Origin of the sequence: Streptomyces sp. NPDC094034 (assembly GCF_040303865.1) — a bacterium.
Taxonomy (GTDB): domain Bacteria; phylum Actinomycetota; class Actinomycetes; order Streptomycetales; family Streptomycetaceae; genus Streptomyces.
Window position 1 is genome coordinate 173,223 of the sequence record NZ_JBEOUD010000009.1, and the last position, 24,098, is coordinate 197,320.

At 69.6% G+C, this 24,098-nt stretch carries 21 protein-coding genes; 10 read left to right on the forward strand and 11 right to left on the reverse strand.

From position 1 onward, the window contains the following. Positions 1-181 precede the first annotated feature (181 nt). A complete protein-coding gene (gene metG / locus ABTZ59_RS11655; protein WP_351394449.1) occupies positions 182-1,906 on the forward strand; it encodes a methionine--tRNA ligase in 1,725 nt (574 codons plus the stop codon). A 117-nt stretch (positions 1,907-2,023) separates the two neighbouring features. On the opposite strand, the gene ABTZ59_RS11660 is transcribed toward metG, so the two are convergent. Continuing rightward, positions 2,024-2,839, reverse strand: coding sequence for a hypothetical protein (locus tag ABTZ59_RS11660; RefSeq protein ID WP_351394452.1), 816 nt, complete (start codon positions 2,837-2,839; stop codon positions 2,024-2,026). 300 nt (positions 2,840-3,139) lie between these two features. Next, a complete protein-coding gene (aspS, locus tag ABTZ59_RS11665; RefSeq protein WP_351394455.1) occupies positions 3,140-4,912 on the reverse strand; it encodes an aspartate--tRNA ligase in 1,773 nt (590 codons plus the stop codon). A 154-nt stretch (positions 4,913-5,066) separates the two neighbouring features. Between aspS and ABTZ59_RS11670 the strand changes: the two genes are divergently transcribed. After that, the gene (locus ABTZ59_RS11670) at positions 5,067-7,277 is read left to right on the forward strand and encodes an ATP-binding SpoIIE family protein phosphatase (RefSeq protein WP_351394458.1); all 2,211 of its coding nucleotides are present in this window, start codon (positions 5,067-5,069) and stop codon (positions 7,275-7,277) included. On the opposite strand, the gene ABTZ59_RS11675 is transcribed toward ABTZ59_RS11670, so the two are convergent. The 3 genes from ABTZ59_RS11675 to ABTZ59_RS11685 all read right to left on the reverse strand — a co-directional run bounded on the left by ABTZ59_RS11675 (position 7,238) and on the right by ABTZ59_RS11685 (position 10,007). Next, a complete protein-coding gene (locus ABTZ59_RS11675; RefSeq protein ID WP_503002612.1) occupies positions 7,238-8,317 on the reverse strand; it encodes an AI-2E family transporter in 1,080 nt (359 codons plus the stop codon). The genes ABTZ59_RS11670 and ABTZ59_RS11675 overlap by 40 nt on opposite strands. Positions 8,318-8,417: 100 nt before the next feature. Further along, the gene (locus ABTZ59_RS11680; RefSeq protein ID WP_351394461.1) at positions 8,418-9,371 is read right to left on the reverse strand and encodes a pirin family protein; all 954 of its coding nucleotides are present in this window, start codon (positions 9,369-9,371) and stop codon (positions 8,418-8,420) included. Positions 9,372-9,518: 147 nt separating this feature from the next. Continuing rightward, positions 9,519-10,007, reverse strand: coding sequence for an SseB family protein (locus tag ABTZ59_RS11685; protein ID WP_129772895.1), 489 nt, complete (start codon positions 10,005-10,007; stop codon positions 9,519-9,521). Positions 10,008-10,170: 163 nt separating this feature from the next. Between ABTZ59_RS11685 and ABTZ59_RS11690 the strand changes: the two genes are divergently transcribed. After that, positions 10,171-11,997, forward strand: a complete 1,827-nt coding sequence (locus ABTZ59_RS11690) for an acyl-CoA dehydrogenase (protein ID WP_351394466.1) — start codon at positions 10,171-10,173, stop codon at positions 11,995-11,997. A 303-nt stretch (positions 11,998-12,300) separates the two neighbouring features. Further along, entirely contained in the window at positions 12,301-13,602 is a 1,302-nt protein-coding gene (locus ABTZ59_RS11695; protein ID WP_351394469.1) for a M18 family aminopeptidase, read from the forward strand. Between the two features lie 10 nt (positions 13,603-13,612). Here the strand turns inward: ABTZ59_RS11695 and ABTZ59_RS11700 are convergent, their stop codons facing one another. Continuing rightward, positions 13,613-15,481 carry an NHL domain-containing thioredoxin family protein gene (locus ABTZ59_RS11700; protein WP_351394472.1) on the reverse strand — a complete coding sequence of 623 codons (1,869 nt, stop codon included), beginning with the start codon at positions 15,479-15,481 and terminating at the stop codon, positions 13,613-13,615. Positions 15,482-15,674: 193 nt separating this feature from the next. Between ABTZ59_RS11700 and ABTZ59_RS11705 the strand changes: the two genes are divergently transcribed. Next, positions 15,675-16,169 (forward strand): LURP-one-related/scramblase family protein, encoded by a 495-nt coding sequence (locus tag ABTZ59_RS11705; RefSeq protein ID WP_351394475.1) that lies wholly within the window; start codon positions 15,675-15,677, stop codon positions 16,167-16,169. 65 nt (positions 16,170-16,234) lie between these two features. On the opposite strand, the gene ABTZ59_RS11710 is transcribed toward ABTZ59_RS11705, so the two are convergent. Next, positions 16,235-17,110 (reverse strand): carbon-nitrogen family hydrolase, encoded by an 876-nt coding sequence (locus ABTZ59_RS11710; RefSeq protein WP_351394478.1) that lies wholly within the window; start codon positions 17,108-17,110, stop codon positions 16,235-16,237. Positions 17,111-17,291: 181 nt separating this feature from the next. Here ABTZ59_RS11710 and ABTZ59_RS11715 point away from each other — a divergent pair, with 181 nt between their 5' ends. After that, complete coding sequence (locus tag ABTZ59_RS11715; RefSeq protein WP_351394481.1) at positions 17,292-18,116, forward strand: maleylpyruvate isomerase family mycothiol-dependent enzyme; 825 nt, start codon at positions 17,292-17,294, stop codon at positions 18,114-18,116. A gap of 139 nt (positions 18,117-18,255) precedes the next feature. On the opposite strand, the gene ABTZ59_RS11720 is transcribed toward ABTZ59_RS11715, so the two are convergent. Together ABTZ59_RS11720 and ABTZ59_RS11725 are read right to left on the reverse strand one after the other, a co-directional pair. Then, positions 18,256-19,557, reverse strand: coding sequence for an MFS transporter (locus ABTZ59_RS11720; RefSeq protein ID WP_351394484.1), 1,302 nt, complete (start codon positions 19,555-19,557; stop codon positions 18,256-18,258). After that, positions 19,554-20,237, reverse strand: a complete 684-nt coding sequence (locus ABTZ59_RS11725) for a GntR family transcriptional regulator (RefSeq protein ID WP_351394487.1) — start codon at positions 20,235-20,237, stop codon at positions 19,554-19,556. The genes ABTZ59_RS11720 and ABTZ59_RS11725 overlap by 4 nt, the downstream gene beginning before the upstream one ends. A gap of 280 nt (positions 20,238-20,517) precedes the next feature. Here ABTZ59_RS11725 and ABTZ59_RS11730 point away from each other — a divergent pair, with 280 nt between their 5' ends. Beyond that, complete coding sequence (locus ABTZ59_RS11730) at positions 20,518-21,450, forward strand: D-alanyl-D-alanine carboxypeptidase family protein (RefSeq protein WP_351394490.1); 933 nt, start codon at positions 20,518-20,520, stop codon at positions 21,448-21,450. 9 nt (positions 21,451-21,459) lie between these two features. Here the strand turns inward: ABTZ59_RS11730 and ABTZ59_RS11735 are convergent, their stop codons facing one another. Further along, positions 21,460-21,645, reverse strand: a complete 186-nt coding sequence (locus tag ABTZ59_RS11735; RefSeq protein WP_351394493.1) for a DUF397 domain-containing protein — start codon at positions 21,643-21,645, stop codon at positions 21,460-21,462. A 6-nt stretch (positions 21,646-21,651) separates the two neighbouring features. Continuing rightward, on the reverse strand, positions 21,652-22,533 hold the full coding sequence (locus tag ABTZ59_RS11740; RefSeq protein WP_351394496.1) for a helix-turn-helix domain-containing protein: 882 nt from the start codon (positions 22,531-22,533) through the stop codon (positions 21,652-21,654). Positions 22,534-22,792: 259 nt separating this feature from the next. Between ABTZ59_RS11740 and ABTZ59_RS11745 the strand changes: the two genes are divergently transcribed. From ABTZ59_RS11745 to ABTZ59_RS11755, 3 genes are all read left to right on the forward strand, one after another. Continuing rightward, the gene (locus ABTZ59_RS11745) at positions 22,793-23,236 is read left to right on the forward strand and encodes an ATP-binding protein (protein WP_351394499.1); all 444 of its coding nucleotides are present in this window, start codon (positions 22,793-22,795) and stop codon (positions 23,234-23,236) included. After that, positions 23,233-23,478, forward strand: a complete 246-nt coding sequence (locus ABTZ59_RS11750) for a hypothetical protein (protein ID WP_351394502.1) — start codon at positions 23,233-23,235, stop codon at positions 23,476-23,478. Before ABTZ59_RS11745 ends, ABTZ59_RS11750 begins: the two co-directional genes overlap by 4 nt. 193 nt (positions 23,479-23,671) lie before the next feature. Then, positions 23,672-23,878: a hypothetical protein gene (locus ABTZ59_RS11755; RefSeq protein WP_351394505.1), complete on the forward strand. Its 207-nt coding sequence runs from the start codon at positions 23,672-23,674 to the stop codon at positions 23,876-23,878. Positions 23,879-24,098: the final 220 nt, after the last annotated feature.

The window sequence follows — 24,098 nt, forward strand, 5'->3', positions numbered from 1 at the left end:
CGGAAAGCTCTCTCCCCCGCCCCAGCGCTCCCGCGCACCCGCGCCCGCTCCTCCAGCACCCCCGCGCACCCCTGCGCACCCCCGGCAAATGCGGGCGACTCGCGCTTGATGGGTCGGATACGATATTGACATTCCGTAGACCAATCGGTCACTCCATGTAGCGACTTGGGAGCAGCCCGCAATGGCTCGACACCTCATCACCAGCGCCCTTCCCTATATCAACGGGATCAAGCACCTGGGCAACATGGTGGGGTCCATGCTCCCGGCGGATGTGTACGCCAGGTACCTCCGCCAGCGCGGCCACGAGGTCCTGTACATCTGCGCCACCGACGAGCACGGCACCCCCGCCGAGCTGGCGGCGAAGGAAGCGGGCGTGCCGGTCGACGTCTTCTGCGCCGAGCAGCACGACGCCCAGAAGGCGATCTACGACGGCTTCGAGCTGGCCTTCGACTACTTCGGCCGCAGTTCCTCCGCGCAGAACCGCGAGATCACCCAGCACTTCGCGCGCCGGCTCAAGGAGAACGGCTTCATCGAGGAGCGGGCGATCCGCCAGGTCTTCTCGATCGCCGACGACCGCTTCCTGCCGGACCGCTACATCGTCGGCACGTGCCCGCACTGCGGCTACGACAAGGCCCGCGGCGACCAGTGCGAGAACTGCACGCGCGTGCTGGACCCGACGGATCTGATCAACCCGCGCTCCGCGATCAGCGGCAGCAGCGAGCTGGAGGTCCGCGAGACCAAGCATCTCTTCCTCCTCCAGTCGAAGCTGGCCGGCGAGGTCGAGACCTGGATCGACGCGACCAGCGCGGAGTGGCCGCAGCTCGCCTCCTCCATCGCCCGCAAGTGGCTGAGCGAGGGCCTGCACGACCGCGCGATCACCCGCGACCTGGACTGGGGCGTACCGGTCCCGGCCGACACCTGGCCGGAGCTGGCGGCCGAGGGCAAGGTCTTCTACGTCTGGTTCGACGCGCCCGTCGAGTACATCGGCGCGACGAAGGAGTGGTCCGACCAGAATCCGGCGGACCGCGACTGGAAGTCCTGGTGGTACGAGGCCGACGACACCGTCCGCTACACGGAGTTCATGGCCAAGGACAACGTCCCGTTCCACACGGTGATGTTCCCGGCCACCCAGCTCGGCACCCGCGAGCCCTGGAAGAAGGTCGACTACGTCAAGGCCTTCAACTGGCTCAACTACTACGGCGGCAAGTTCTCCACCTCGCAGAAGCGGGGCGTCTTCACCGACGCCGCGCTGGACCTGCTGCCCGCCGACTACTGGCGCTACTTCCTGATCGCGAACGCGCCGGAGTCGGACGACACGTCCTTCTCCTGGGAGCACTTCACGGCGACGGTCAACAAGGACCTCGCCGACACCCTCGGCAACTTCGTGAACCGCGTCCTGTCCTTCTCGCGCAAGCGCTTCGGCGACGCGGTGCCGGCGGGCAAGCCGGCGGGCGAGGCGGAGGCGCGGCTCGGCGAGGAGATCGCGGGGCTGCTCGCGGAGTACGAGGGCCACATGGAGACGCTCCAGTTCCGCAAGGCCGCCGCCGCGCTGCGCGCCCTGTGGTCCGCGGGCAACTCGTATCTGGAGGAGAAGGCTCCGTGGCTGGAGATCAAGTCCGACGAGGAAGGCGCGGCGCTGACCCTGCGGACGGCGATGAACCTGATCCATCTGTACGCGGTGGTCTCCGAGCCGTTCATCCCGGCGTCCTCCAGGGCCATGCGGGAGGCGTTCGCGCTGACCGACGACACGGCGCGCTGGGTCACGGCCGAGGAGGCGAAGGCGCTGGCGTCCGTGCCGGCCGGTACGGCGTTCACCGTCCCGCCGGTGCTCTTCGCGAAGATCAGTGACGAGGACCTGGCCGCGTACCGGGAGCGCTTCGGCGGCGAGGACCCGGCGGCGGCGTGACGCGCGGCCGGGGAACGCCCGGCTGACGCCGAGATGGTCATGCGAGGGCCCGGGACGGCACGTCCCGGGCCCTCGCGCGTACGTCGAGGACACGCCCGAGGGCCTTGCTTGCAGCGGTCAGTCGCCGAGCGATTCCGCGTCGCCCATCACCACGACCGGCCGCTTCGCCGGGTCCAGCATCCTCAGCAGCTCCTTCATCCACCGGCGCGGCAGCGAGACACACCCCTGGGTGGGCCCGCCGTGGTCCACATGGAGCCAGATGCCACCGCCCTTGTCCTCGCCGAGCGGCCGGGTCCAGTCGAGGGGGGTGGTGCCGGGCAGCCGGTTGTAGTTGATCGCGACCACATAGTCGAAGGACCCCGCGAGCGCCTCGCCCTCGAAGCCGTCGCCCGACGCCTCGAAGATGGCCTCGCGGTCGTACGGGAGCTTCGTACCGGGGTCGGACAGCTTGCCGCCCGCGTCGGTGAGGTCGAACACCCCGATGGGTGAACGCAGATCGCCCTGGAAGTGGTCGTCGGTCCAGCCGCGCACGGCGTTGTGGGCGGGCCAGACGTCCGAGACCGCATGCCAGCCGGTGACCGGATCGCGCTCGTAGACGACGGCCGAGGCCATGCTGGAGTCCCGGCCCGTGCCGGTCACCACGACGGCCTGGGACGCCTGGGGGGAGATCTCGGCGCGGGTCGCGGGACCGAGATCGGGGATCTCCTCCGGTGTGACGCCCCCCGGCTCGGGGGCGGGCCCTCCCGCGGCACCGCCGGTGGCATCGGCGCCGGCCTTGTCCTTCGCGGCCGTCCCGCCCGGCGCCGAGCCCACGTTGTCCGCGTGGTCCGTGGTGCCGGTGAGGCCCGAGCAGCCGGTGAGCAGCAGGCCGGCAGCCAGCAGCACGGGGATCAGCGGTCCTCTGCGGACGGGGCGGACAGGGCGCACGGACATGTACGGGCCTCTTTCATCTCGCGTTCCGGGGATGCTCGGTAGTGGTCGGGGCGTTCTCAGGTGCTCTGCCGAAGTCTGCGCCGGTGATCAGCGCGTGGGCGTCCTCGACGGTCCCCGGCGAGTCGCCCGCGCCGCGCGGGGCGACGGAGCCCGCCCCGCCGGCACCGCCGCCACCACCAGGCTTATCCGCGAAGATCGACCGGACAGGACCTAGGCGCGCACGGCACACCGCCCAGGGCAACACGGCGAAGGGGCCCGGAACCGTGTGGTTCCGGGCCCCTTCGGGTGTGCCGAAAGGCGCTACTCGCCGGACTTCGCGGCCGGCTTGCGCAGCGCGATGTTCAGCTCGCGCAGGCGGGACTCGGCCAGCTCCGTGGGCGCGCCCATCATCAGATCCTGCGCGTTGCCATTGAGCGGGAAGGCGATCGTCTCGCGGATGTTCGGCTCGTCGGCCAGCAGCATCACGATGCGGTCGACGCCCGGGGCGATGCCGCCGTGCGGCGGGGCGCCGAGACGGAACGCGCGGAGCATGCCCGCGAACTCGTGCTCGACGGTCTCGCGGTCGTACCCGGCGATCTCGAACGCCTTGATCATCAGCTCGGGCTCGTGGTTACGGATCGCGCCCGAGGACAGCTCGATTCCGTTGCAGACGATGTCGTACTGCCACGCCAGGATGTCCAGCGGGTCCTTCGTCTCCAGGTCTTCCAGACCGCCCTGGGGCATCGAGAACGGGTTGTGCGAGAAGTCGATCTTCCCGGTCTCCTCGTCCTTCTCGTACATCGGGAAGTCGACGATCCAGCAGAACCGGAAGACGCCCTCCTCGAAGTGGCCCGCGCGCTTGGCCGCCTCCACGCGCACCGCGCTCATGATCTTGGAGACCTCGTCGAACTCGCCCGCGCCGAAGAAGACGGCGTGGCCGGGGACGAGCCCCAGGCGCTCGGTGAGCAGCTTGACGTTCTCCTCGGTGAGGAACTTGGCGATCGGGCCGCTCAGCGAGCCGTCCTCGCCGACCCGCACCCAGGCCAGGCCCTTCGCGCCGTGCTCGACGGCGTACTCCCCGAGGCCGTCGAAGAACTTCCGCGACTGGCCCGCCGTGTCGGGCACCGGCAGCGCGCGGACGTGCTTCCCGGCGAACGCCTTGAACTCGGAGCCTTCGAAGACGTCCGAGATGTCGGACAGTTCGAGCTTGGCGCGCAGGTCAGGCTTGTCGTTGCCGTACTTCAGCATCGACTCGCGGAACGGGATGCGTGGGAACGGCGAGGTGACATGGCGGCCGTTGCCGAACTCCTCGAACAGCTCGGTCATCAGCTTCTCGATCGGCCGGAAGACGTCCTCCTGCTCGACGAAGCTCATCTCGACATCGAGCTGGTAGAACTCGCCGGGCGAGCGGTCGGCGCGGGCGTCCTCGTCGCGGAAGCACGGCGCGATCTGGAAGTAGCGGTCGAACCCCGAGATCATCAGCAGCTGCTTGAACTGCTGCGGGGCCTGCGGCAGCGCGTAGAACCTGCCCGGGTTCAGCCGGGACGGGACCACGAAGTCGCGGGCGCCCTCGGGGGAGGTCGCGGTCAGGATGGGCGTGGCCATCTCGTTGAAGCCCAGCGCGGTCATCTTGTGCCGGATGGCGGAGATGACGGCCGTCCGCAGCATGATGTTGCGGTGCATGCGCTCACGGCGCAGGTCGAGGAAGCGGTACTCCAGGCGCCGCTCCTCGTTCACCCCGTCCTCGGCGTTGACCGTGAACGGCAGCGGACCCGCCGCGCCGAGGATCTCGACCTCGGAGACCTCGATCTCGATCTCGCCCGTCGACAGCTCCGGGTTGACGTTCTCCGCACCGCGCGCGGAGACCTTGCCGTCGATACGGACGACGGTCTCCTTCGTGAGCTTGGACAGCTCCTCGTTCGCGGGGGTGCCCGGGCGGGCCACGAGCTGGACCAGACCGTAGTGATCGCGGAGATCGATGAAGAGGATGCCGCCCAGGTCTCGGCGATTGTGCAGCCAGCCGCTCAGCCGGACGTCGGCACCGACGTCAGAGGCGCGGAGCTCGCCGCAGGTGTGGGACCTGTACCGATGCATCGTCGTTTCATCCAGTTCTTGGCAAGTCGGGGTTGGCCGGACGGAAGCGCTACGTCGTAGGAGGGCATTACCTCGTACGCCGTAACAGGTTACCGCCCGGCCATGACACACCCCTCGGTGGCGTTTGTTCTACACATATTCATAAAGTGGGACAATGCGCACCGAGGATGTCCTGGCCGCGATCGCGACCGGTCTATGGCGCTGGGAGAACGCGTCCGACACAGTCACCCTCGACGGGGAGGCGGCCCGGCTGCTCGGCATGCCCGAGGAACCCGTGACGCTCACCGTGTCCGCCGCGCGCGCCCGTCTGCACCCCATCGACTGGAACGAGATCGACGGCATCTTCAATCTCGCGCTCGCCGAGGGGACCCTCGCCGAGGCACGGCTGCGGGTCGTGGACGAGAGCGGCCGGGTGCTCCGCACCGTACGGGTCCGGGCCAAGCCGGCCATCACGTCCTCGGCCGACGGGGAGTACGAGATGATCGGCACGGTCCAGGCGATCACCGAGCCCCAGCCGGGCACCACCGTCGAACGGTCCTCCGTCACCGGCGACTGGCGGCGCTCCCGCGAGGCGTTCCTGCTCGACGCCGGCCGCGCGCTGGCCGAGGCCCGCTCGACCGCCGAGGTGCTGCGGGTCGCCGCCTCCCTCTCCATGCCCGGCTTCTCGCCGGACGGTCTCGCGGTCTACGGCGTCTCCGGCGAGCGGCTGACGATCATCGGCCACCACGGGCACGCGCCGGAGGACTCGGCCCCGTTCGAGGGCATGACGGTGGACACCGACTACCCGGCGGCCGAGGTCGTGCGGACCGGCCGGGCCATCTATCTGCCGACCCCGGATTCGTATGCCGACCGGTACCCCGCCACCTGGCGGTATGTGAAGCGCTTCGGCCGCCACTCGTGGGCCTTCCTCCCGCTGATCGTCGCGGGCCGCACGCTGGGCACCTGGATGGCCGCCTTCAAACACCGGGTCGCGTTCTCGCCCGACGAGCGGTCCGTCCTGACGACGGTGGCCCGGATGATGGCACAGGCGCTGGCCCGCGCGAGCGTCGCCGAGACCGAGCGCGAGCTCTCCCTCGGCCTTCAGCGCACGATGATGCCGACGCTCGGCCCCGAGATCCCCGGCATGACGATGGCCGCCCGGTACGTACCGACCGGCGGCGGCCTCCAGATCGGCGGCGACTGGTACGACATGATCCCGCTGCCCGGCGGCACCTCGCACTCCGAGGGGCGCTGGGGCGGACGCTTCGCGCTGGTCATCGGGGATGTCCAGGGCCATGACGTACGGGCCGCAGGACTCATGGGCCAGCTGCGGATCGCCCTGCGCGCCTACGCCTCCGAGGGCCACCGACCGGACGCGGTGCTCTCCCGCGCGTCCCGTTTCCTGGCCGGTCTCCAGTACTACCCGGGGGGCGAGGTCGGCAGCGCCATCCCCGGCGGCGGGCCGCGCACGGACGCGGGGGCCGCCGTGATGAACGAGTGGTACTCCGTGGCCGGCCCGCGCTTCGCGACCTGCCTCTACATGGAGGTCGACCCGGAGAGCGGCACGCTCGACATCGCCCGCGCGGGCCATCCCGACCCGGCGATCCGTACGGCGGACGGGACCGCGTTCGTCCGGCAGACCGCGGGCGGACTGCCGCTCGGCATCGAGTCCGACTCCGACTATCCGACGACCCGAATCGTCCTGGGGCCCGGCGAAACGCTCATGCTCTGCACCGACGGGCTCATCGAGACCGGCGGACACGATCTCGCGACCGGCTGGGCGCGACTGCGGCCCGTACTGGAGCAGGACACCGGCGGATCCCTGGAGAAGCTCGCCGACACCCTCATCCAGGCCGTGCACGGCCCCACCTCGCACTACACGACCGGACCGCTCGTGGACCGCCGCGAGGACGACATCGCGCTCCTGCTGCTCTCCCGGGACCTCGCGCCGGCCCGGCTCCCCGGCGGCGTTCCCCGGCGCACCGCGGTGACCGTCGCCCAGGCCGAGCCCGAGCGGATCGCGGGCGTACGACGCCAGCTGCGCCAACTGCTGCACGATTGGGCCGACCCGGAACAGATCGACGCCGCGGAGCTGATGGTCTCCGAGATGATCACCAACGTCCTGGTACACACCGACGGCGACGCCCGGCTCGTCGCGGAGGCGCGCGGCGAGCCAGGGGACCGGCGCCTGCGCGTCGAGGTCGCCGACGCCAGCGACGAACTGCCGCACCGCAGACACCCCGGGGAGCTGGCCTCCAGCGGGCGCGGTCTGGTGCTGATGGAGATGCTCGCCGACGCGTGGGGGGTGGATCCGCGCGGCGAGGGGAAGTCGATCTGGTTCGAGCTCTACGAGTGCGGCGGCGCGGAACCCGGGGCCTCGTCGTAGCGCCCGTAACGGTCCTTCAGCTCGGAGAAGACACCGAACGCGGCGGCCGTCAACGGCACGGCGAGCAGTATCCCCAGAATCCCGGCCACGCTGGCGCCCGCGGTGATCGCCAGTATCACCACGGCCGGGTGCATCTGGACCGTACGGCTCTGGATCATCGGCTGGAGCACATGGCCCTCAAGGACCTGCACGGCGAGCACCACCCCCAGCGCCCACAGCCCGATCGCCAGGCCCCGGTCGGCGAGGGCGACCAGCACGGCGACGGCGCCGGAGAGGAAGGCGCCGAGATACGGGATGTACGCCCCGACGAAGACGAGCGCGCCGAGCCCGACCGCGCCGGGTACCCGCAGGATCAGCAGGCCTACGGTGATGCAGACCGCGTCGATGAAGGCGATGACGGTGGTGCCGCGCATGAACCCCTCGACGGCGCCGAAGGCACGGCGGGCCATGGCATCGACCGTGTCCCCGGTCGTACGCGGGGCGAGGGCCCTGAGCGCGCCGGCCGCGCGCTCCGAGTCGCGCAGGAAGAAGAACATCAGCAGCAGCGCGAGCACGGCGGTGGCGATCAGCTCGCCGACGACACTGATCCCGGTGAGCACCCCGGAGGCGGCGGTGGCGCCGAACTTCCCGATCAGTGTCTTGGCGTTCTTCGTCAGATCGTCGAGCGAGGTCCCGGCGGCGCCGAAGTGCCGGGCCAGGTCCCGCGCCGCCTGCCGCAGCGAGGTCATGATCTGGTCCCCGTTGTCGACCAGCGCGCTGACGACGATGTACCCCGCGCCGCCGACCACGGCCACGACGGCGACGCAGGTGAGCCCGGCGGCGAGCGACCGGTTCAGCCGCAGTGCGACGAGGCGGCGGTAGAAGGGGCCGAGCAGCGCGGTGCCGAGAATGGCGAGCAGTACGGGCGTGACGGCGGTCTTGAAGGTGACGACCAGCCAGATCGCGACGGCCCCGACCCCCGCGATCACCAGCACCACACCGCACCAGGCGGCGAGGCGCCGGGCGCTCTCGGGGAGGACGGACGGCGGCGAGATCTGCACGTTCCCACCCGACCACGCGAGGGGGGACCTGTCCCGCGTTGGGCTCCGCGCGGGTGAGCCGCCGTCCGGCGGCGCGCCCCCGGTGGGGCGCGACCGTCGGCTACGCCGGCCCCGCCGGGACCGTGCCCAGCCGCCCCGCCTGGAAGTCGTCGAACGCCTGCCTGAGCTCCGCGTGACTGTTCATCACGAACGGGCCGTAGTGCGCCATCGGCTCCCGGATCGGGCGTCCGCCCAGCAGCACGACCTCCAGGTCCGGCGTGTTCCCGTCCTGGGACTCGTCCGCGCGCACGCTCAGCGCGCCGCCCGCGCCGAACACCGCCGTCTGCCCCATCCGTATCGGACGCCGGTCCGTACCGACCGAGCCGCGCCCCGCCAGTACGTACGCGAGACCGTTGAAGTCCTCCCGCCACGGCAGGTTGATCTCCGCACCCGGCCGCAGCGTCGCGTGGATCATCGTGATCGGGGTGTGTGTGATGCCGGGGCCCTCGTGCCCGTCCAGCTCGCCGGCGATCACCCGGAGGAGCGCGCCGCCGTCGGGCGAGGTCAGCAGCTGGACCTGGCCGCCGCGGATGTCCTGGTACCGGGGGTCCATCATCTTGTCGGACGCCGGGAGGTTCACCCAGAGCTGGAGGCCGTGGAACAGCCCGCCGGACATGACGAGCGACTCCGGCGGAGCCTCGATGTGCAGCAGGCCGGAGCCCGCCGTCATCCACTGGGTGTCACCGTTCTGGATGGTGCCGCCGCCACCGTTGCTGTCCTGGTGGATGAAGGTGCCGTCGATCAGGTACGTGACGGTCTCGAAGCCGCGGTGCGGGTGCCACGGCGTGCCCTTGGGCTCGCCCGGCGCGTACTCCACCTCGCCCATCTGATCCATCATGATGAACGGGTCGAGGTGCTCGTAGTTGATCCCCGCGAACGCGCGACGTACCGGGAAGCCCTCGCCCTCGAATCCGCCGGGGGCGGTCGTGACGGTGAGTACGGGGCGGGCCACGGCGTCGGCCGGGGCCGCCACCCGGGGCAGGGTCAGCGGGTTTTCGACAGTCACAGCGGGCATGAGGGCCTCCTTGATGATTCAACGTTCAATTTAGTTGAACAATGAACATCTGGCAAGGCGCAACGCATTCCCCCGTCCACCTCATCCCCGGCGGACGGGCCGGCACATCGGTTTCCAGCCGTGCGGAGTCGTACGGCCGTACGGTTTCTAGCCGTACATACGGCGCATCGCGAAGTCCACCATCTGCTCGACCGCCTTCGCGTCGAACACCATGCGGTGGTCGCCCTCCATGTCCAGTACGAAGCCGTATCCCGTGGGCAGCAGATCGATCACCTCGGCGCCGGTGATCACGAAGTACTTCGACTCCTTGCCCGCGTACCGCCGCAGCTCCTTGAGCGTGCTGAACATGGGGATCACCGGCTGCTGCGTGTTGTGCAGGGCCAGGAACCCGGGGTTGTCACCCCGCGGGCAGTAGACCTTCGACGTCGCGAAGATCTGCTGGAAGTCCTCGGCCGACAACGACCCCGTCGTGAACGCGCGTACCGCGTCCCCCAGCGACGGGGGCGAGGGCTCCGGATACAGCGGCTGTTCGCCGTATCCGCCCGCGCCTGGGCCGCCCATCGGCTGCTGCTGCGGCTGCTGAGGCGGGTGCGTGTACTGCTGCTGAGCGCCCGGGTTCTGGTCGTAGCCGTACATGAGCGCAAGAGTACTGAGGAATGGTGTCCTGGGGAGCCGGGTCGGCCTCGTCACAGTCTCCCGGACGGGGTTGCGCCTTATTACCCATGGGTAGCATCATCGTAGCTACTTACCGGTACATGTATGAGGAACCTGCCTCCCCGATCCTTACGGAGTCGTCGCCATGGGGCACTACAAGTCAAATCTGCGCGACATCGAGTTCAACCTCTTCGAGGTCCTCGGACGCGACAAGCTGTACGGCTCCGGACCGTTCGCGGAGATGGACGTGGAGACCGCCAGGAGCATCCTCGAAGAGGTCACGCGCCTCGCGGAGAGCGACCTCGCCGAGTCGTTCGCGGACGCCGACCGCAACCCGCCGGTCTTCGACCCGGAGACGAACACCGCTCCGGTCCCGGCGGCCTTCAAGAAGAGCTACCAGGCGTACATGGACTCCGAGTACTGGCGCCTGGGCCTGCCGGAGGAGATCGGCGGCACGACCTCCCCGCGCTCCCTGATCTGGGCGTACGCGGAGCTGCTCCTCGGCGCGAACCCGGCCGTGTGGATGTACGCGTCGGGTCCCGCCTTCGCCGGGATCCTTTTCGACGAGGGCAATGAGGCGCAGAAGAAGGTCGCCGCGTTCGCCGTCGAGAAGCAGTGGGGCTCCACGATGGTCCTCACCGAGCCGGACGCCGGCTCGGACGTCGGCGCGGGCCGTACGAAGGCCGTCGAGCAGGAGGACGGCAGCTGGCACATCGAGGGCGTGAAGCGCTTCATCACCTCCGGCGAGCACGACATGTCGGAGAACATCCTTCACTACGTCCTCGCCCGCCCCGAGGGCGCCGGCCCCGGCACCAAGGGCCTGTCGCTCTTCCTCGTACCGAAGTACGAGTTCGACTGGGAGACCGGCGAGCTGGGCGCGCGCAACGGCGTGTACGCCACGAACGTCGAGCACAAGATGGGCCTCAAGGCCTCCAACACCTGCGAGATGACCTTCGGCGACCGCCACCCCGCCAAGGGCTGGCTGATCGGTGACAAGCACGAGGGCATCCGCCAGATGTTCCGCATCATCGAGTTCGCCCGGATGATGGTCGGTACGAAGGCCATCGCCACGCTGTCCACCGGCTATCTGAACGCGCTGGCGTACGCCAAGGAGCGCGTCCAGGGCCCCGATCTGGCGCAGTTCATGGACAAGGCGGCGCCCAAGGTCACCATCACGCACCACCCCGATGTGCGCCGCTCGCTGATGACGCAGAAGGCGTACGCCGAGGGCATGCGCGCCCTCGTCATGTACACCGCCTCCGTCCAGGACGAGATCGCCGTCAAGGAGGCCGAGGGCGAGAACGCGAAGGCGCTGCACGGGCTGAACGATCTGCTGCTGCCCATAGTGAAGGGCTACGGCTCGGAGCGGTCGTACGAGCAGCTCGCCCAGTCCCTCCAGATCTTCGGCGGCTCCGGCTATCTCCAGGAGTACCCGATCGAGCAGTACATCCGGGACGCCAAGATCGACACTCTCTACGAGGGCACCACCGCGATCCAGGGCCAGGACTTCTTCTTCCGGAAGATCGTCCGCGACCAGGGCCAGTCGCTGAACACGCTCGCCGAGGAGATCAAGACGTTCCTCGCGGTCGGCACCGGCGGTACGGAGCTGGCCCCGGCCCGCGACGCGCTCGCCAAGGCGGCCGTCGACCTGGAGGCGATCGTCGGCCGGATGCTGACCGATCTCACCTCCACCGGCGAGGACGTCAAGAACATCTACAAGGTCGGGCTGAACACGACGCGGCTGCTGATGGCCTCGGGCGATGTGGTCGTCGGCTATCTGCTGCTGCGCGGCGCCGCCGTGGCCGCCGAGAAGCTGGAGACGGCCGCCGCGAAGGACGTGGCGTTCTACCAGGGCAAGATCGCGGCGGCGAAGTTCTTCGCCGCGAATGTCCTGCCGGACGTCTCGACGCAGCGCGCGCTCGCCGAGACGGTCGACGACTCCCTCATGGAGCTGGACGAAGCGGCCTTCTGACCGGGCCCGCCGGATCACGACGGCTGGACGGCACGACGGGCTGGACGGCTGGTCCGCTGGACAGCACGACAAGACGACAGGACGGCAGGACACCTCTCCCCGGGGGTGTCCTGCCGTCTGTCCACCGCCGCCTGTCCGCCGTCTGTCCGCCGTCTCCTCACGGTCCGTCCGGCCGGTTTCCGCCGCCCGCCGCTCCGTCCCGCGTGGCTGTTCTCCCCATGTGCGGAGCTTGTCCCGCCCACTTCCATGCCGTTCCAACCGGTGACGGGCCCGGTGCCAGGACCCGTCGTTATGGTGAACCCCATGAGCACTTCCGCCCGCTTCGACCGCGGCCACACCGACGATCTCATCTCCTTCTTGGCGGCCAGTCCCTCGCCGTATCACGCGGTGGCCAATGCCGCGGAGCGACTGGAGAAGGCAGGCTTCCGGCAGCTGCGGGAGACGGACGCCTGGGACGGTTCGACGGGCGGGCGGTTCGTGCTGCGCGGCGGGGCGATCATCGCCTGGTTCGTACCGGAAGGCGCCGATCCGCACACCCCGTTCCGTATCGTCGGAGCCCACACGGACTCCCCGAATCTGCGGGTGAAGCCGCTGCCGGACACCGGCTCGTACGGCTGGCGCCAGATCGCCGTGGAGATCTACGGCGGGACGCTGCTCAACACCTGGCTCGACCGCGATCTGGGCCTCGCGGGCCGCATCACCCTGCGCGACGGCTCACACCGGCTGATCAATATCGACCGCGCCCTGCTCCGTGTCCCGCAGCTGGCCGTGCATCTGGACCGCTCCGTCAACACCGAGGGCCTGAAGCTGGACCGGCAGCGGCACATGCAGCCGATCTGGGGCCTCGGCGACCCCCAGGAGGGCGATCTGATCCGCTTCGTGGCGCGGGAGACGGGCGTCGACGAAGCGGACATCACCGGCTGGGACCTGATGCCGCACGCCATCGAGCCGCCCTCCTATCTCGGCCGCGACCGTGAGCTGCTGGCCGGGCCCCGGATGGACAACCTGCTGTCGGTGCACGCGGGTACGGCGGCGCTGGCCGCGGTCGCCACGTCCGCCGCCGCCGAGCCGCTTCCGTACATCCCCGTGCTCGCCGCCTTCGACCACGAGGAGAACGGCTCCCAGTCGGACACCGGCGCGGACGGACCGCTCCTCGGCACCGTCCTCGAACGCTCGGTGCTCGCCCGCGGCGGTACGTACGAGGACCGGGCGCGGGCCTTCGCGGGCACGGTCTGTCTGTCGTCCGACACCGGCCACGCCGTGCATCCGAACTACAGCGACCGCCACGACCCGACGCACCACCCGCGCGCCAACGGCGGCCCCATCCTCAAGGTCAACGTCAACATGCGGTACGCGACGGACGGCAGCGGCCGGGCCGTGTTCGCCGCCGCCTGCGAGAAGGCCGGCGTGCCCTGGCAGTCGTTCGTCTCCAACAACTCGATGCCGTGCGGCACGACGATCGGTCCGATCACCGCGGCGAGACACGGCATCCAGACCGTCGACATCGGCGTGGCGATCCTGTCGATGCACAGCGCGCGCGAGCTGTGCGGCGCGGACGACCCGTATCTGCTGGCGAACGCCCTCGTGGCGTTCCTTGAGGGCTAGCTAGGGCCTGTTACGCGCCGAGGCCGGCCAGTACGAGCGTGAGCCGGGACGTTCCGCTGTCGCCGACGCGGACGGGCACGCCCCAGTCCTGCTGATGCACATGACAGGCCGGGTACTCGTTCGCCGGGTCGTCGTCGCAGGAGGCGGCCATCGCGGAGACATGCAGCACGCCCTCGGTGACCCCGTCGGCCAGCACCAGTTCGCGGTGGAGGTCCGTACCGGCGCCGGCACCCTCCGCCAGCAGTTCGGGCGGGGTGGCGGAGACCAGCAGCCGGGTCGAGGGACCGTAGCGCGTGTCGAGCTTCTGGCCCGTCGGCGCCGTGAAGACGACGTCCAGCGTCAGCGCGCCGGAGGCGACCTCGGTGGCCTCCCGCTGGGTGCGGTGGGCGACGGCCTCGACCTTGACCGCCTCGTCGGGCAGCCGCAGCCGGGTCAGCCGGTGCCGCGCGGACTCGACGACGACGATGTCCTCGCCGACCAGCACCGCGTCGCTCGGCTCCCGCAGATCCGTTGCCAGCGTGGTCACTTCACCGGTCGCCGGGTCGTAGCGGCGCAGCGCGTGGTTGTACGTGTCCGAGACGGCGACGGAGCCGTCCGGCAGGGCGGTGACGCCCAGCGGGTGCTGGAGCAGCGCCTGTTCCGCGGCGCCGTCGCGGTGCCCGAAGTCGAAGAGCCCGGAGCCGACGGCCGTACGGATCACGAACCCGTCGCCCTCGCCCTCACCTTCGCCCTCACCGTTCCCGGCTCCCGCCCGCTCCACGTAGCGCAGGGCGCTGGTCTCCGAGTCGGCGATCCACAGCCGGTCACCGGCCGCCGCGAGCCCGGACGGCTGCGCGAACCACGCCTCGGCGGCGGGCCCGTCCACCAGCCCCTCATTGGTCGTACCGGCCGCCACCGCGACCGTCCCGGCGGCCGGGTCGTACGTCCACAGCTGGTGCACCCCGGCCATCGCGATCCAGACCCGGTCCGCCCACCACGCGACGTCCCACGGCGAGGAGAGATCCACCTCCAGGGCGGGCCCCTCGGTCGGCGAGCCCTGCCACCACTGCCTGCCGGTCCCGGCGACGGTCTCGACCGCGCCGCTGACCGGGTCGTACGTCCGCAGCGCGTGGTTCACGGTGTCCGCGACGATCACCTTGCCGTCCGGGAGCAGCGCGAGCCCCTGCGGTTCGCTGAAGGAGTCCGGTCCCGAGCCGCGCCCACCGCTGCCGATCCGCCGGACGACCGTCTCACCGTCCGCCTCCAGCTCGACCAGCTGATGACGGGTGGAGTCCGAGACGAGGAAGTGTCCGCCGGGCAGCACCAGCGCCTTGCCGGGGAAGCGCAGATCGGTCGCGACCGGCTCCGGCGGTACGTAGGGACCGTCCCCCCGCCGCAGCGTCCCCTTCGCGGCGTGCTCGGCCTCCAGCTCCTCCACCAGCTTCGCGATGGCGTGCGCATGCCCCTCACCGGCGTGCTGGGCCACGACATAGCCCTCGGGGTCGATGACGACCAGCGTCGGCCAGGCGCGTACCGCGTACTGCTTCCAGGTCGCCAGCTCGGGATCGTCCAGCACCGGGTGGTGCACCCCGTACCGCTCGACGGCGTCCACGACGGACTGGTGCTCGGCCTCGTGCACGAACTTCGGTGAGTGGACACCGATGATCACGACCGTGTCCCGGTGCTTCTCCTCCAGCTCCCGCAGCTCATCGAGGACATGCAGACAGTTGATGCAGCAGAAGGTCCAGAAGTCGAGAATGACGATGCGCCCGCGCAGGTCGGCGAGGGTGTACGCCATCTCGCCCGTATTGAGCCAGCCGCCCTTGCCGATCAGTTCGGGGGCACGGACCCGGGCGCGGCGGGACGGGGGTGAAGCGGGGGCGGGGGTCGCGTCGGTCATGAAACAAGGGTGCCACCACCGAAAACGCCCCCGCGGCCAGGGACCCCACAACGGCGGGGACCCCACAACCCCGGGGACCCCACAACCGCGGGGGCCGCACCCCGCGCACGGCCGTACGCGTGCGCCCGCGCTCGTACGCGTGCACCTGCGCGCCCGCCGACCGCCGCCTCCGCTCCCCGGGTACCCGTCCTCCATGAGATATCTCGTGCGCGACAAGATCTTCGCGATCGGCGACGACTACTGGATCGAGGACGAACAGGGCCGACGGGCCTTCCGCGTCGACGGCAAGGCGCTGCGGCTGCGCGACACGCTCGAACTGAAGGCGCCCACCGGGCAGGTGCTGATCACGCTGCGCCAGAAACTGCTCAGTCTGCGGGACGCCATGATCATCGAGCGGGACGACCGGACGCTGGCGACGATCCGCAGGAAGCGGCTCTCGCTGCTGCGCAATCACTACCGGGTCTCCCTGGCCGAGGGCACCGAACTGGATGTGAGCGGGCGGATCCTGGATCTGGAGTTCGCGATCGAGTACGACGGCGAACTCCTGGCCCATGTCTCGCGGCGCCGGCTGCGGATGCGGGAGACGTACGGCGTGAATGTCGTACGGGACGACGCCGACCACGCGCTGCTGATCGCCGTGGCGGTGTGTGTGATCAGGATGGCGGAGAAGGAGCACGAAGACATCTGATCCGGAGGACGTCCGATCCGAATGGCGAGGACGTCTGATCCGAATGGCGAGGACGGGCCGCGGGCCTATCGGGTCACGGTCGGCGTCTCCAGCCCCAGCCGACGGTCCTTCAGCGCCGGAAAGCGCTCGCGGGTCGTCGCGACCGACGCCGGGTCGAGATCGACGGTCAGGACCTCCTCGTCCGTCCCCGCCTCCGCGAGCACCTCGCCCCAGGGGTCCACCACGATGCTGTGCCCGGACTGCTCCACGCCGGCGTGCGTACCGGCGCTCGCGCAGGCCAGGACGTACGCCTGGTTCTCCACGGCGCGTGCGCGGGCGAGCAGCGTCCAGTGCGCGCGCCTGCGGGCGGGCCAGCCGGCCGGGACGACGAGCGTCTCGGCGCCCGCGTCGACCAGCCCGCGGAACAGTTCGGGGAAGCGCAGGTCGTAGCAGGTGGCGAGGCCGAGGGTGGTCTCCGGAAGCCGGACGGTGACCAGTTCGTCGCCCGCGCCCATCAGCGTCGCCTCGCCCTTGTCGAACCCGAAGCGGTGGATCTTGCGGTAGGCGCCGACGAGCTCACCGGCGGGGGAGAGGACGAGCGAGGTGTTGTAGAGAATCCCGTCCGGGGCCTGCCCGTCCGGGGCCTGCCCGTCCGATACGTGCCCGTTCGATACATGCCCGTCCGATACGTGCCCGCCTTCGGCTCGCTCCACGATGGATCCCGCGTGCAGCCAGACGCCCGCGTCTCGCGCCGCCTCGGACATCTCCCGGAACGTGGGGCCGTCCGCCGCCTCCGCCTCGTCGGCGAACGACTCGTACGCGAAGGCCCCGACCGGCCAGAGTTCCGGAAGCACCACCAGATCGGCGCCGCGCTGCTCCCTCACCAGCGCCGCCACGCGCCGCCGGCGCGAATCGGCCGATTCGTACGGATCTACCGCGATCTGGAGCAACGAGGCGCGCACAGTACCACCGTCCTGGCATTCGAGCCGTCAACACGGGCCTACGATCGTCACACGAAAGCACTGCCGGGGTGCCATCGGGCAGCGTAACTTAGCTGCCAAACCTCCCACGCAGCCCGCAGCCCGCCCGCAGCCCGCCCGCCAGCAAGCCAGCCCGCGTACCGCAGAACCGCCGAGGGGTCCCGTGACCGTCCATCCCAGCCTTCAAAACTACGCCGATGCCTGGACCCACTCCATCGAGGCCATAGCCGAGCTGGTACAGCCGCTCGTCGAGGGCGAATGGAACCGCCGCACACCGTGCCCCGGTTGGTCCGTACGAGACATCGTCTCGCATGTCATCGGCCTGGAATGCGAGATGCTCGGAGACCCGCGGCCCATCCACTCGCTGCCGCGCGACCTCTACCACGTACGGGACGACCACACCCGCTACATGGAAATGCAGGTCGACGTACGGCGCCACCACACGGCGCCGGAGATGACCTCCGAACTGGAGTACACGATCATCCGCCGCAACCGGCAGTTGCGGAACGAGAACCGCTCCCCCGACACCATGGTCCGTGCCCCGCTGGGCGCCGAGTGGACCCTCGAAGAGGCCATGCGCGCGCGGGCGTTCGACATCTGGGTGCACGAGCAGGATCTGCGCACCGCGCTGAACGCGCCCGGCAACCTGGACTCGCCGGGCGCGGTGGTCGCCCGCGACGTACTGCTGGCCGCGCTGCCGAAGGTCGTCGCCAAGAAGGCGGGCGCGCCGCCGAACTCGGCGGTCGTCATCGATGTCAGCGGCCCGGTGGAGTTCCTCCGTACGGTCAGGGTGAACGCCGATGGACGCGGTTCGGTGGACGGCTCCCCGTCGCTCGGTCCCCTGGTGACGCTCACGACGGACTGGGAGACGTACTTCCGGCTGGCGTGCGGACGCGTGCGGCCCGCGGCGGTGGCGGACCGCGTCAAGATCGACGGTGATCTCGATCTGGCCGAGGCGATTCTGCGGGAGTTCGCGGTCACGCCATAGGGGAGCCGGGCACGGCGGCGGCACCGGGCCCGGCCCGTACGCACGGCCTTGCCGCGTGCGTACGACCCGCCGCGTACGTACGACCTGCCGCGTACGCACGGCCCTGCCCGCGTACGTACGACCATGCCGGTCGAGCCGGTCATGCCGGTACGTGCACGGCCTCCACCCGGCTCGCCACCAGCCGCTCACGCTCCCGGCGCGCGGTGCGGTTCCGCAGCCGCAGGATCTGCGTGATCCCGATCGCCTGGAGAACGAAGACGGTCGAGAACGCGATCCGGTAGTTGTCACCGGTCGCGTCCAGCAGGACGCCGACCGCGAACAGCGTCGTCATCGAGGCGGTGAAACCGCCCATGTTGACGATTCCGGAGGCCGTGCCCTGACGCTCCGGCGGATTCGCGGGCCTGGCGAAGTCGAAGCCGATCATCGACGCGGGCCCGCACGCGCCCAGGACCGCGCAGAGCGTGATCAGCAGCCACATCGGGGCACGGTCGCCGGGGTACCCGATCGTCACCGCCCAGACCAGCGCCGACGCCCCGACGGTGCCCAGGGCCAGTGGCGCCCTCGCCGCGTGGTGGCGGGCGATGACCTGCCCGTAGACCAGCCCGACGACCATGTTGGAGAGCACGATCAGGGTGAGCAGTTCGCCCGCGACGGCACGGGACAGCCCCTGCGCCTCGACGAGGAACGGCATCCCCCACAGCAGCAGGAAGAACATCGCCGGGAACTGGGTGGTGAAGTGCACCCACATGCCCAGCCGGGTACCGGGTTCACGCCAGGACTCGGCGATCTGCTTCCGCACGTACGCGGCCCCCGCGTGCTCGGCGGGCGGCGGCTCGTGGCCCTCCGGATGGTCCTTGAGGAAGAGCAGCAGCAGGACGAGGACGAGGACCCCGGCGAGCGCGCTGCCCGCGAAGGTCGTGGTCCAGCCGAGACCGTTCAGGGTGCGGGAGATGAAGATGGTGGAGACGAGATTGCCCGCCATCCCGAAGAGCGCGGCGACCTGGGCGATCAGCGGCCCGCGCCGGGCGGGGAACCAGCGGGTGCCGAGGCGCAGCACGCTGATGAAGGTCATCGCGTCGCCGCAGCCGAGGAGCGCGCGGGAGACGAGGGCGGTGCCGTACGAGGGGGAGAGCGCGAAGCCGAGCTGCCCGACGGTGAACAGCACGACGCCGATGGTCAGCACCCTCTTGGTGCCGAGCCGGTCGACCATCAGGCCGACGGGTATCTGCATGCCCGCGTACACGAGCAGCTGAAGTATGGAGAACGTCGACAGCGCCGAGGCGTTGACCCCGAAGCGGTCGGCGGCGTCGAGGCCGGCCACGCCCAGGCTGGTACGGAAGATGACGGCGACGAAGTAGACGGCGACGCCGATGCCCCAGACATAGGTGGCCCGGCGACCGCCGGGTGGATCGCCGGGGAGAGTGACCGAGCCGCCGCTCACCGGGCTTCACCCCGGACCAGCACCTTGACCCGGCTGACATGCCGGCGCACGCATTGCGCGGCGCCGTCCGCGTCGCCGGTTCTGATGGCGTCGAGCATTTCGGCGTGCTCGGTGATGTTCTTGGCGATGCGGTCGGGGTGCGCTTCGAGCACGGCGACGCCCATCCGCAACTGACGGTCCCTGAGCTGGTCGTAGAGCTTGGAGAGGATCTCGTTGCCCGCGTGGCGCACGATCTCGGCGTGGAAGCACCGGTCGGCGACGGCGACGGCGGCGAGATCCCCGTCCTCGGCCAGCCGCCGCTGCTCCTCCAGCACCTCCTCCAGCCGCGCGATCAACCGCGCGGACGCCGGCACGGCCTTCCGTACGGTGAACTCCTCGACCAGCAGCCGGGTCTCGACGACATCCGCGATCTCCTGCGCGGAGACGGCGAGCACGAGGGCGCCCTTCTTCGGATAGAGCTTGATCAGCCCCTCGACCTCCAGCTTGAGCAACGCTTCCCGTACGGGTGTACGAGACACCCCGACGGCTTCGGCCAACTCGCCTTCGGTCAACAGGGTGCCGCCTTCGAAACGGCGGTCGAGCACGGCTTCCTTGATATGGCTGTACACACGGTCCGCGGCGGGCGGTTGCTTCATGGGAGCGGCGGGGACGGCAGGGGCGGGGGCAGGAGCGGGCGGCATGCGCACAGCTTAGATACAACAGAGGTGCAACAGCATGCCGCGTCCGGGATTCGGACAGGGGTCACCCAGGGTGATGAACCTGACCGCACACGCCGGCCCACGTACTCCGAGACCGGGCCGAACCACCACGGCGATCAAGCCGACATGACGCGCATCACGGACTCGCTCCCCCGTCCCGTGCATCCCTTCGGTCCCCTCATGCGTCACCTATAGGGGCCTGTTTCCCAAGACGGCCCCACTCGGTGCTTCCCCTCGCATTCGCGGATTCGGAGCGTTTCACTTGATATCCACCCTTCCGGGCGCGCGCAAAGCCGCCGTGATCTCTCTCACCGCCGGCGCGCTCATGGCCGTCTCGGCCCTGGCCTCACCCGCCCAGGCGGCCACCGCGCCGTCCATCAGCGGTAAGGGCGGGTTCGTGCTCAACAACGCGACCAGCGCGACGGTCTACAGCAAGACCGCCGACACCAGGCGCCAGATGGCGAGCACGACGAAGATCATGACCGCCGCCGTGGTGCTCAGCACCAAGGGCGTCGACCTCAACCGCAAGGTGACCGTCAAGCAGGCCTACCGCGACTACGTCGCCAAGGAGGGCGCGAGCACCGCGGATCTGCGGACCGGCGACAAGGTCACCGTGCGGCAGCTGCTGTACGGCACGATGCTGCCCTCCGGCTGCGACGCGGCCTACGCCCTCGCCGACACCTTCGGCACCGGCTCCACCAACGCCGCCCGCACCAAGTCGTTCATCGCGAAGATGAACGCGAAGGCCGTCGAACTCAAGCTCAAGAACACCAAGTTCGACTCCTTCGACGGCATATCGCAGGCCGGGAACAACTACACCACCCCGCGCGACCTCGCCAAGATCGCCCAGTACGCGATGAAGAACTCCACCTTCCGCGCGGTCGTGAAGGCCACCTCGTACAAGAGCACGGCGCCGACCAGCACCGGCGGCACGCGCACCTACACCTGGTACAACACGAACCAGCTGCTCGGCTCCTACAGCGGCGCCATCGGCATCAAGACGGGCACCGGCACGGCCGCGGGGCCCTGCCTGGTCTTCGCCGCCACGCGCGGCAGCAAGACCCTCGTGGGCGTCGTCCTGAACGGCCCCGACCGCTACAAGGACGCGGCGAAGCTGCTCGACTACGGCTTCGGCTCGTCGGCCGCGAAGACGATGAAGCTGCGGACGCTCCCGGCGGACGCGCAGCGCGACTGATCCAGGGTCCTACGACGTGAGCAGGCCGGCCCGGAACGCCTCCCATGCGGCGGGGGCGAGGAGCAGTACCGGGCCGGCTGGGTCTTTGGAGTCACGGACGGCGACGGTGCCGGGGAGGTTGAGGGCGACTTCTACGCACTCGCCGTGTGGATCGCCACTGCTGTAACTGGACTTCTTGAAGTCGAAGCCGTCCACGTGTCTCTACAACTCCTTGCGGACGCTGCCGATCAGGCTGATGGAGTCGCGTTCATCCAGGCCGAGCCCCACGATGCGGTCAAAAATCGCAAGATGGCGGGCGGTCTCGCGATCGTTCTCCACCCAAATCTTAGTCGAAATGGTGTCCGACTGGACCACGTCGAGGGCCCCTGGCTCCCCGAAGGAGACCACTGTGAAGGCACTGGTCATGCCCGGGTGGGCACCGGCACTGAACGGTACGATCCGCAAGCTCACATGCGGAAGTTCTGCGACTTCCAGCATTCTCGCGAGCTGACTGCGCATAACGTCGCGGTCGCCGACCAACTGCCTCAGGGCACCTTCATGCAGCGCCACGGATAGCTGGAGCGGTCGCTCGCCATGCAGACATGCCTGCCGCGCCATTCTGGCTTCGACGAACGGTTGGATCTCATCGAGGTCGTCCCAGGCGCCGTTACCGACAGCCAGCGCGCGGGCATAATCCGGCGTCTGCAACAAACCTGGCACGAAGGTGATTTGCCAGGTACGCATCTGCGTCGCGACGTCCTCCAGCGCGAAGTACTCAGCTTGTGAACTGAGTTGCGGGTACTGATTCCACCAGCCCTTCGCCTTGCGACGGTCGCGGTCAGCTTCCGCCAGCTCCAGAAGCCGGTCTATGACGGCTTCGCCACGCTCCCCATAGAGATGACAGAGCGCCCGAATGTCCGGATCCCGCATAGGGACCAGACCGCGTTCCATCTTCGCGACCTTGGCCACCGAAGCGGTCAGGGCCTTCGCGGCCTCGGCCTGCCGCATGCCCTGCTCTTCGCGCATGCGCAGCAGCTCACCACCCAGCCTGCGCCCGAGCACGGTCGACACCGACACACCACGATCCGGGCTACTGCCGGTCATCTGGCACTCCCTCCCTACGAGTTGTCACAGTCTGCGCCGCACTCGAACGCGAACACAACTTCGTTTCAGTAGAATTCTCTCCCATTGAACTTGCTCTGCATGGAAATCCACCACTACCGTGAGTATGCAACCGCTCGCACTGCGGCGCCGTGCGGCAGAAGTGCACCGCCCTGCCCTGCTCCCAGAGCAGCCCGCGGCATCGCCACTGCCAGGCGCACCCCGTACGGGCAGACCCGACCGCACACGGAGGTGCGCGTCCATGACCTCAGCCCAAGAGGCGGCACAGCCCAGCCCCGAGCCGGTGCTCCAGGAGGACCGGCTGAACTACACCCCCACCGCCGGCAGCGTCAGCCTCGCGCGGCGGCGCGCCGCGCGGCTCGTCACCCAGTGGGGACACCCCGAACTCGCCTGGTCCACCGCCCTGGTGGTCAGCGAGCTCGCCACCAACGCCCTCCTGCACGGCAGCTTGCGCGACCGCCTCTTCCAGGTACGGACCACGCTGCGGCCGAAGATCCTCCGGATCGAGGTCAGCGACCCGCGCGGAGAGCGGCTGCCGTGCCCGCGCATCGCCGAGGACGACGAATGCTTCGGCCGGGGGCTGCACATCGTCAGCCAACTCGCCGACCGCTGGGGCACCCAGCCCCGCAGCGTCGGCAAGACCGTCTATGCCGAGATCGACGTACGGACGGATACGGCGCGATGATCGACCCCGTCACCGACCGGGCGTTGTGGGGCGTCGTCGCCCTCGCCATCAGCCTCATCGTGCTGGTGATCGGCATTCTGTACGCGGCGACCTGGCGCCCCGAACACGAACCGCCCCAGCTTTCGGCAGCCGCCGAAGAGGCGTACACGTACACCTGTTACTGCCACCGTGAACCGATCCATATCACCCTCCGCGCCTCCGAACTCCCTCGCAGGCACGCGCGCGGACACTGGAGACGGTGAGAGCCTGAGGACCGACCCGACCGTCTCCCGGGGTGCCTATGCTTCGGGCATGTCATCTCCCAGCGCCACTACTGACGGATCTGCGCCCTCTGCTACCCGGAGGGCTTCACTGACCCGTTGGGCGATCACGGGGTTGTCGTGGTGGTGGGTAGCCGCCCCACTCGTCCTGCTGACTCCTCCGATCGCCCGCGCGATGGGGTTCCCGGGGGTACGGGACGAGTACGGCCTGGTGTTCGGGTGGACCGCTCTCATCAGTGCGGTGGCGGCACCGACGGTGGGGTTCGTGGTGGCGCTTGTCAGCCGACGACGGCGGGCTCGCCGACGCTTCGCCATCATGGGAGCGGTATCCAGCGTGCCGATCCTCTTCTTCTGGATCTTCGGGGTGCTGCTCGGCGAGTGACCGGAGGGGAACTGCTGCTGGGTGTCCGGTGTGTTGGGTGCGGGTTCGTGCCGAGGGGTAGTCGGGGTGGGCCGGGGGGTGTGGTGTCGGGTGGGGGCCGCCCCTAGGTTTCAGTTTCGCGGTTCCGGGTCGGGCGTCAAGGGCGCTCCTTCGTCGCGTCGGCTGCGCCGATTCCGCTGCGCTCCACCCTTGACCCCCAACCCTCCACCGCAAGTGCTGC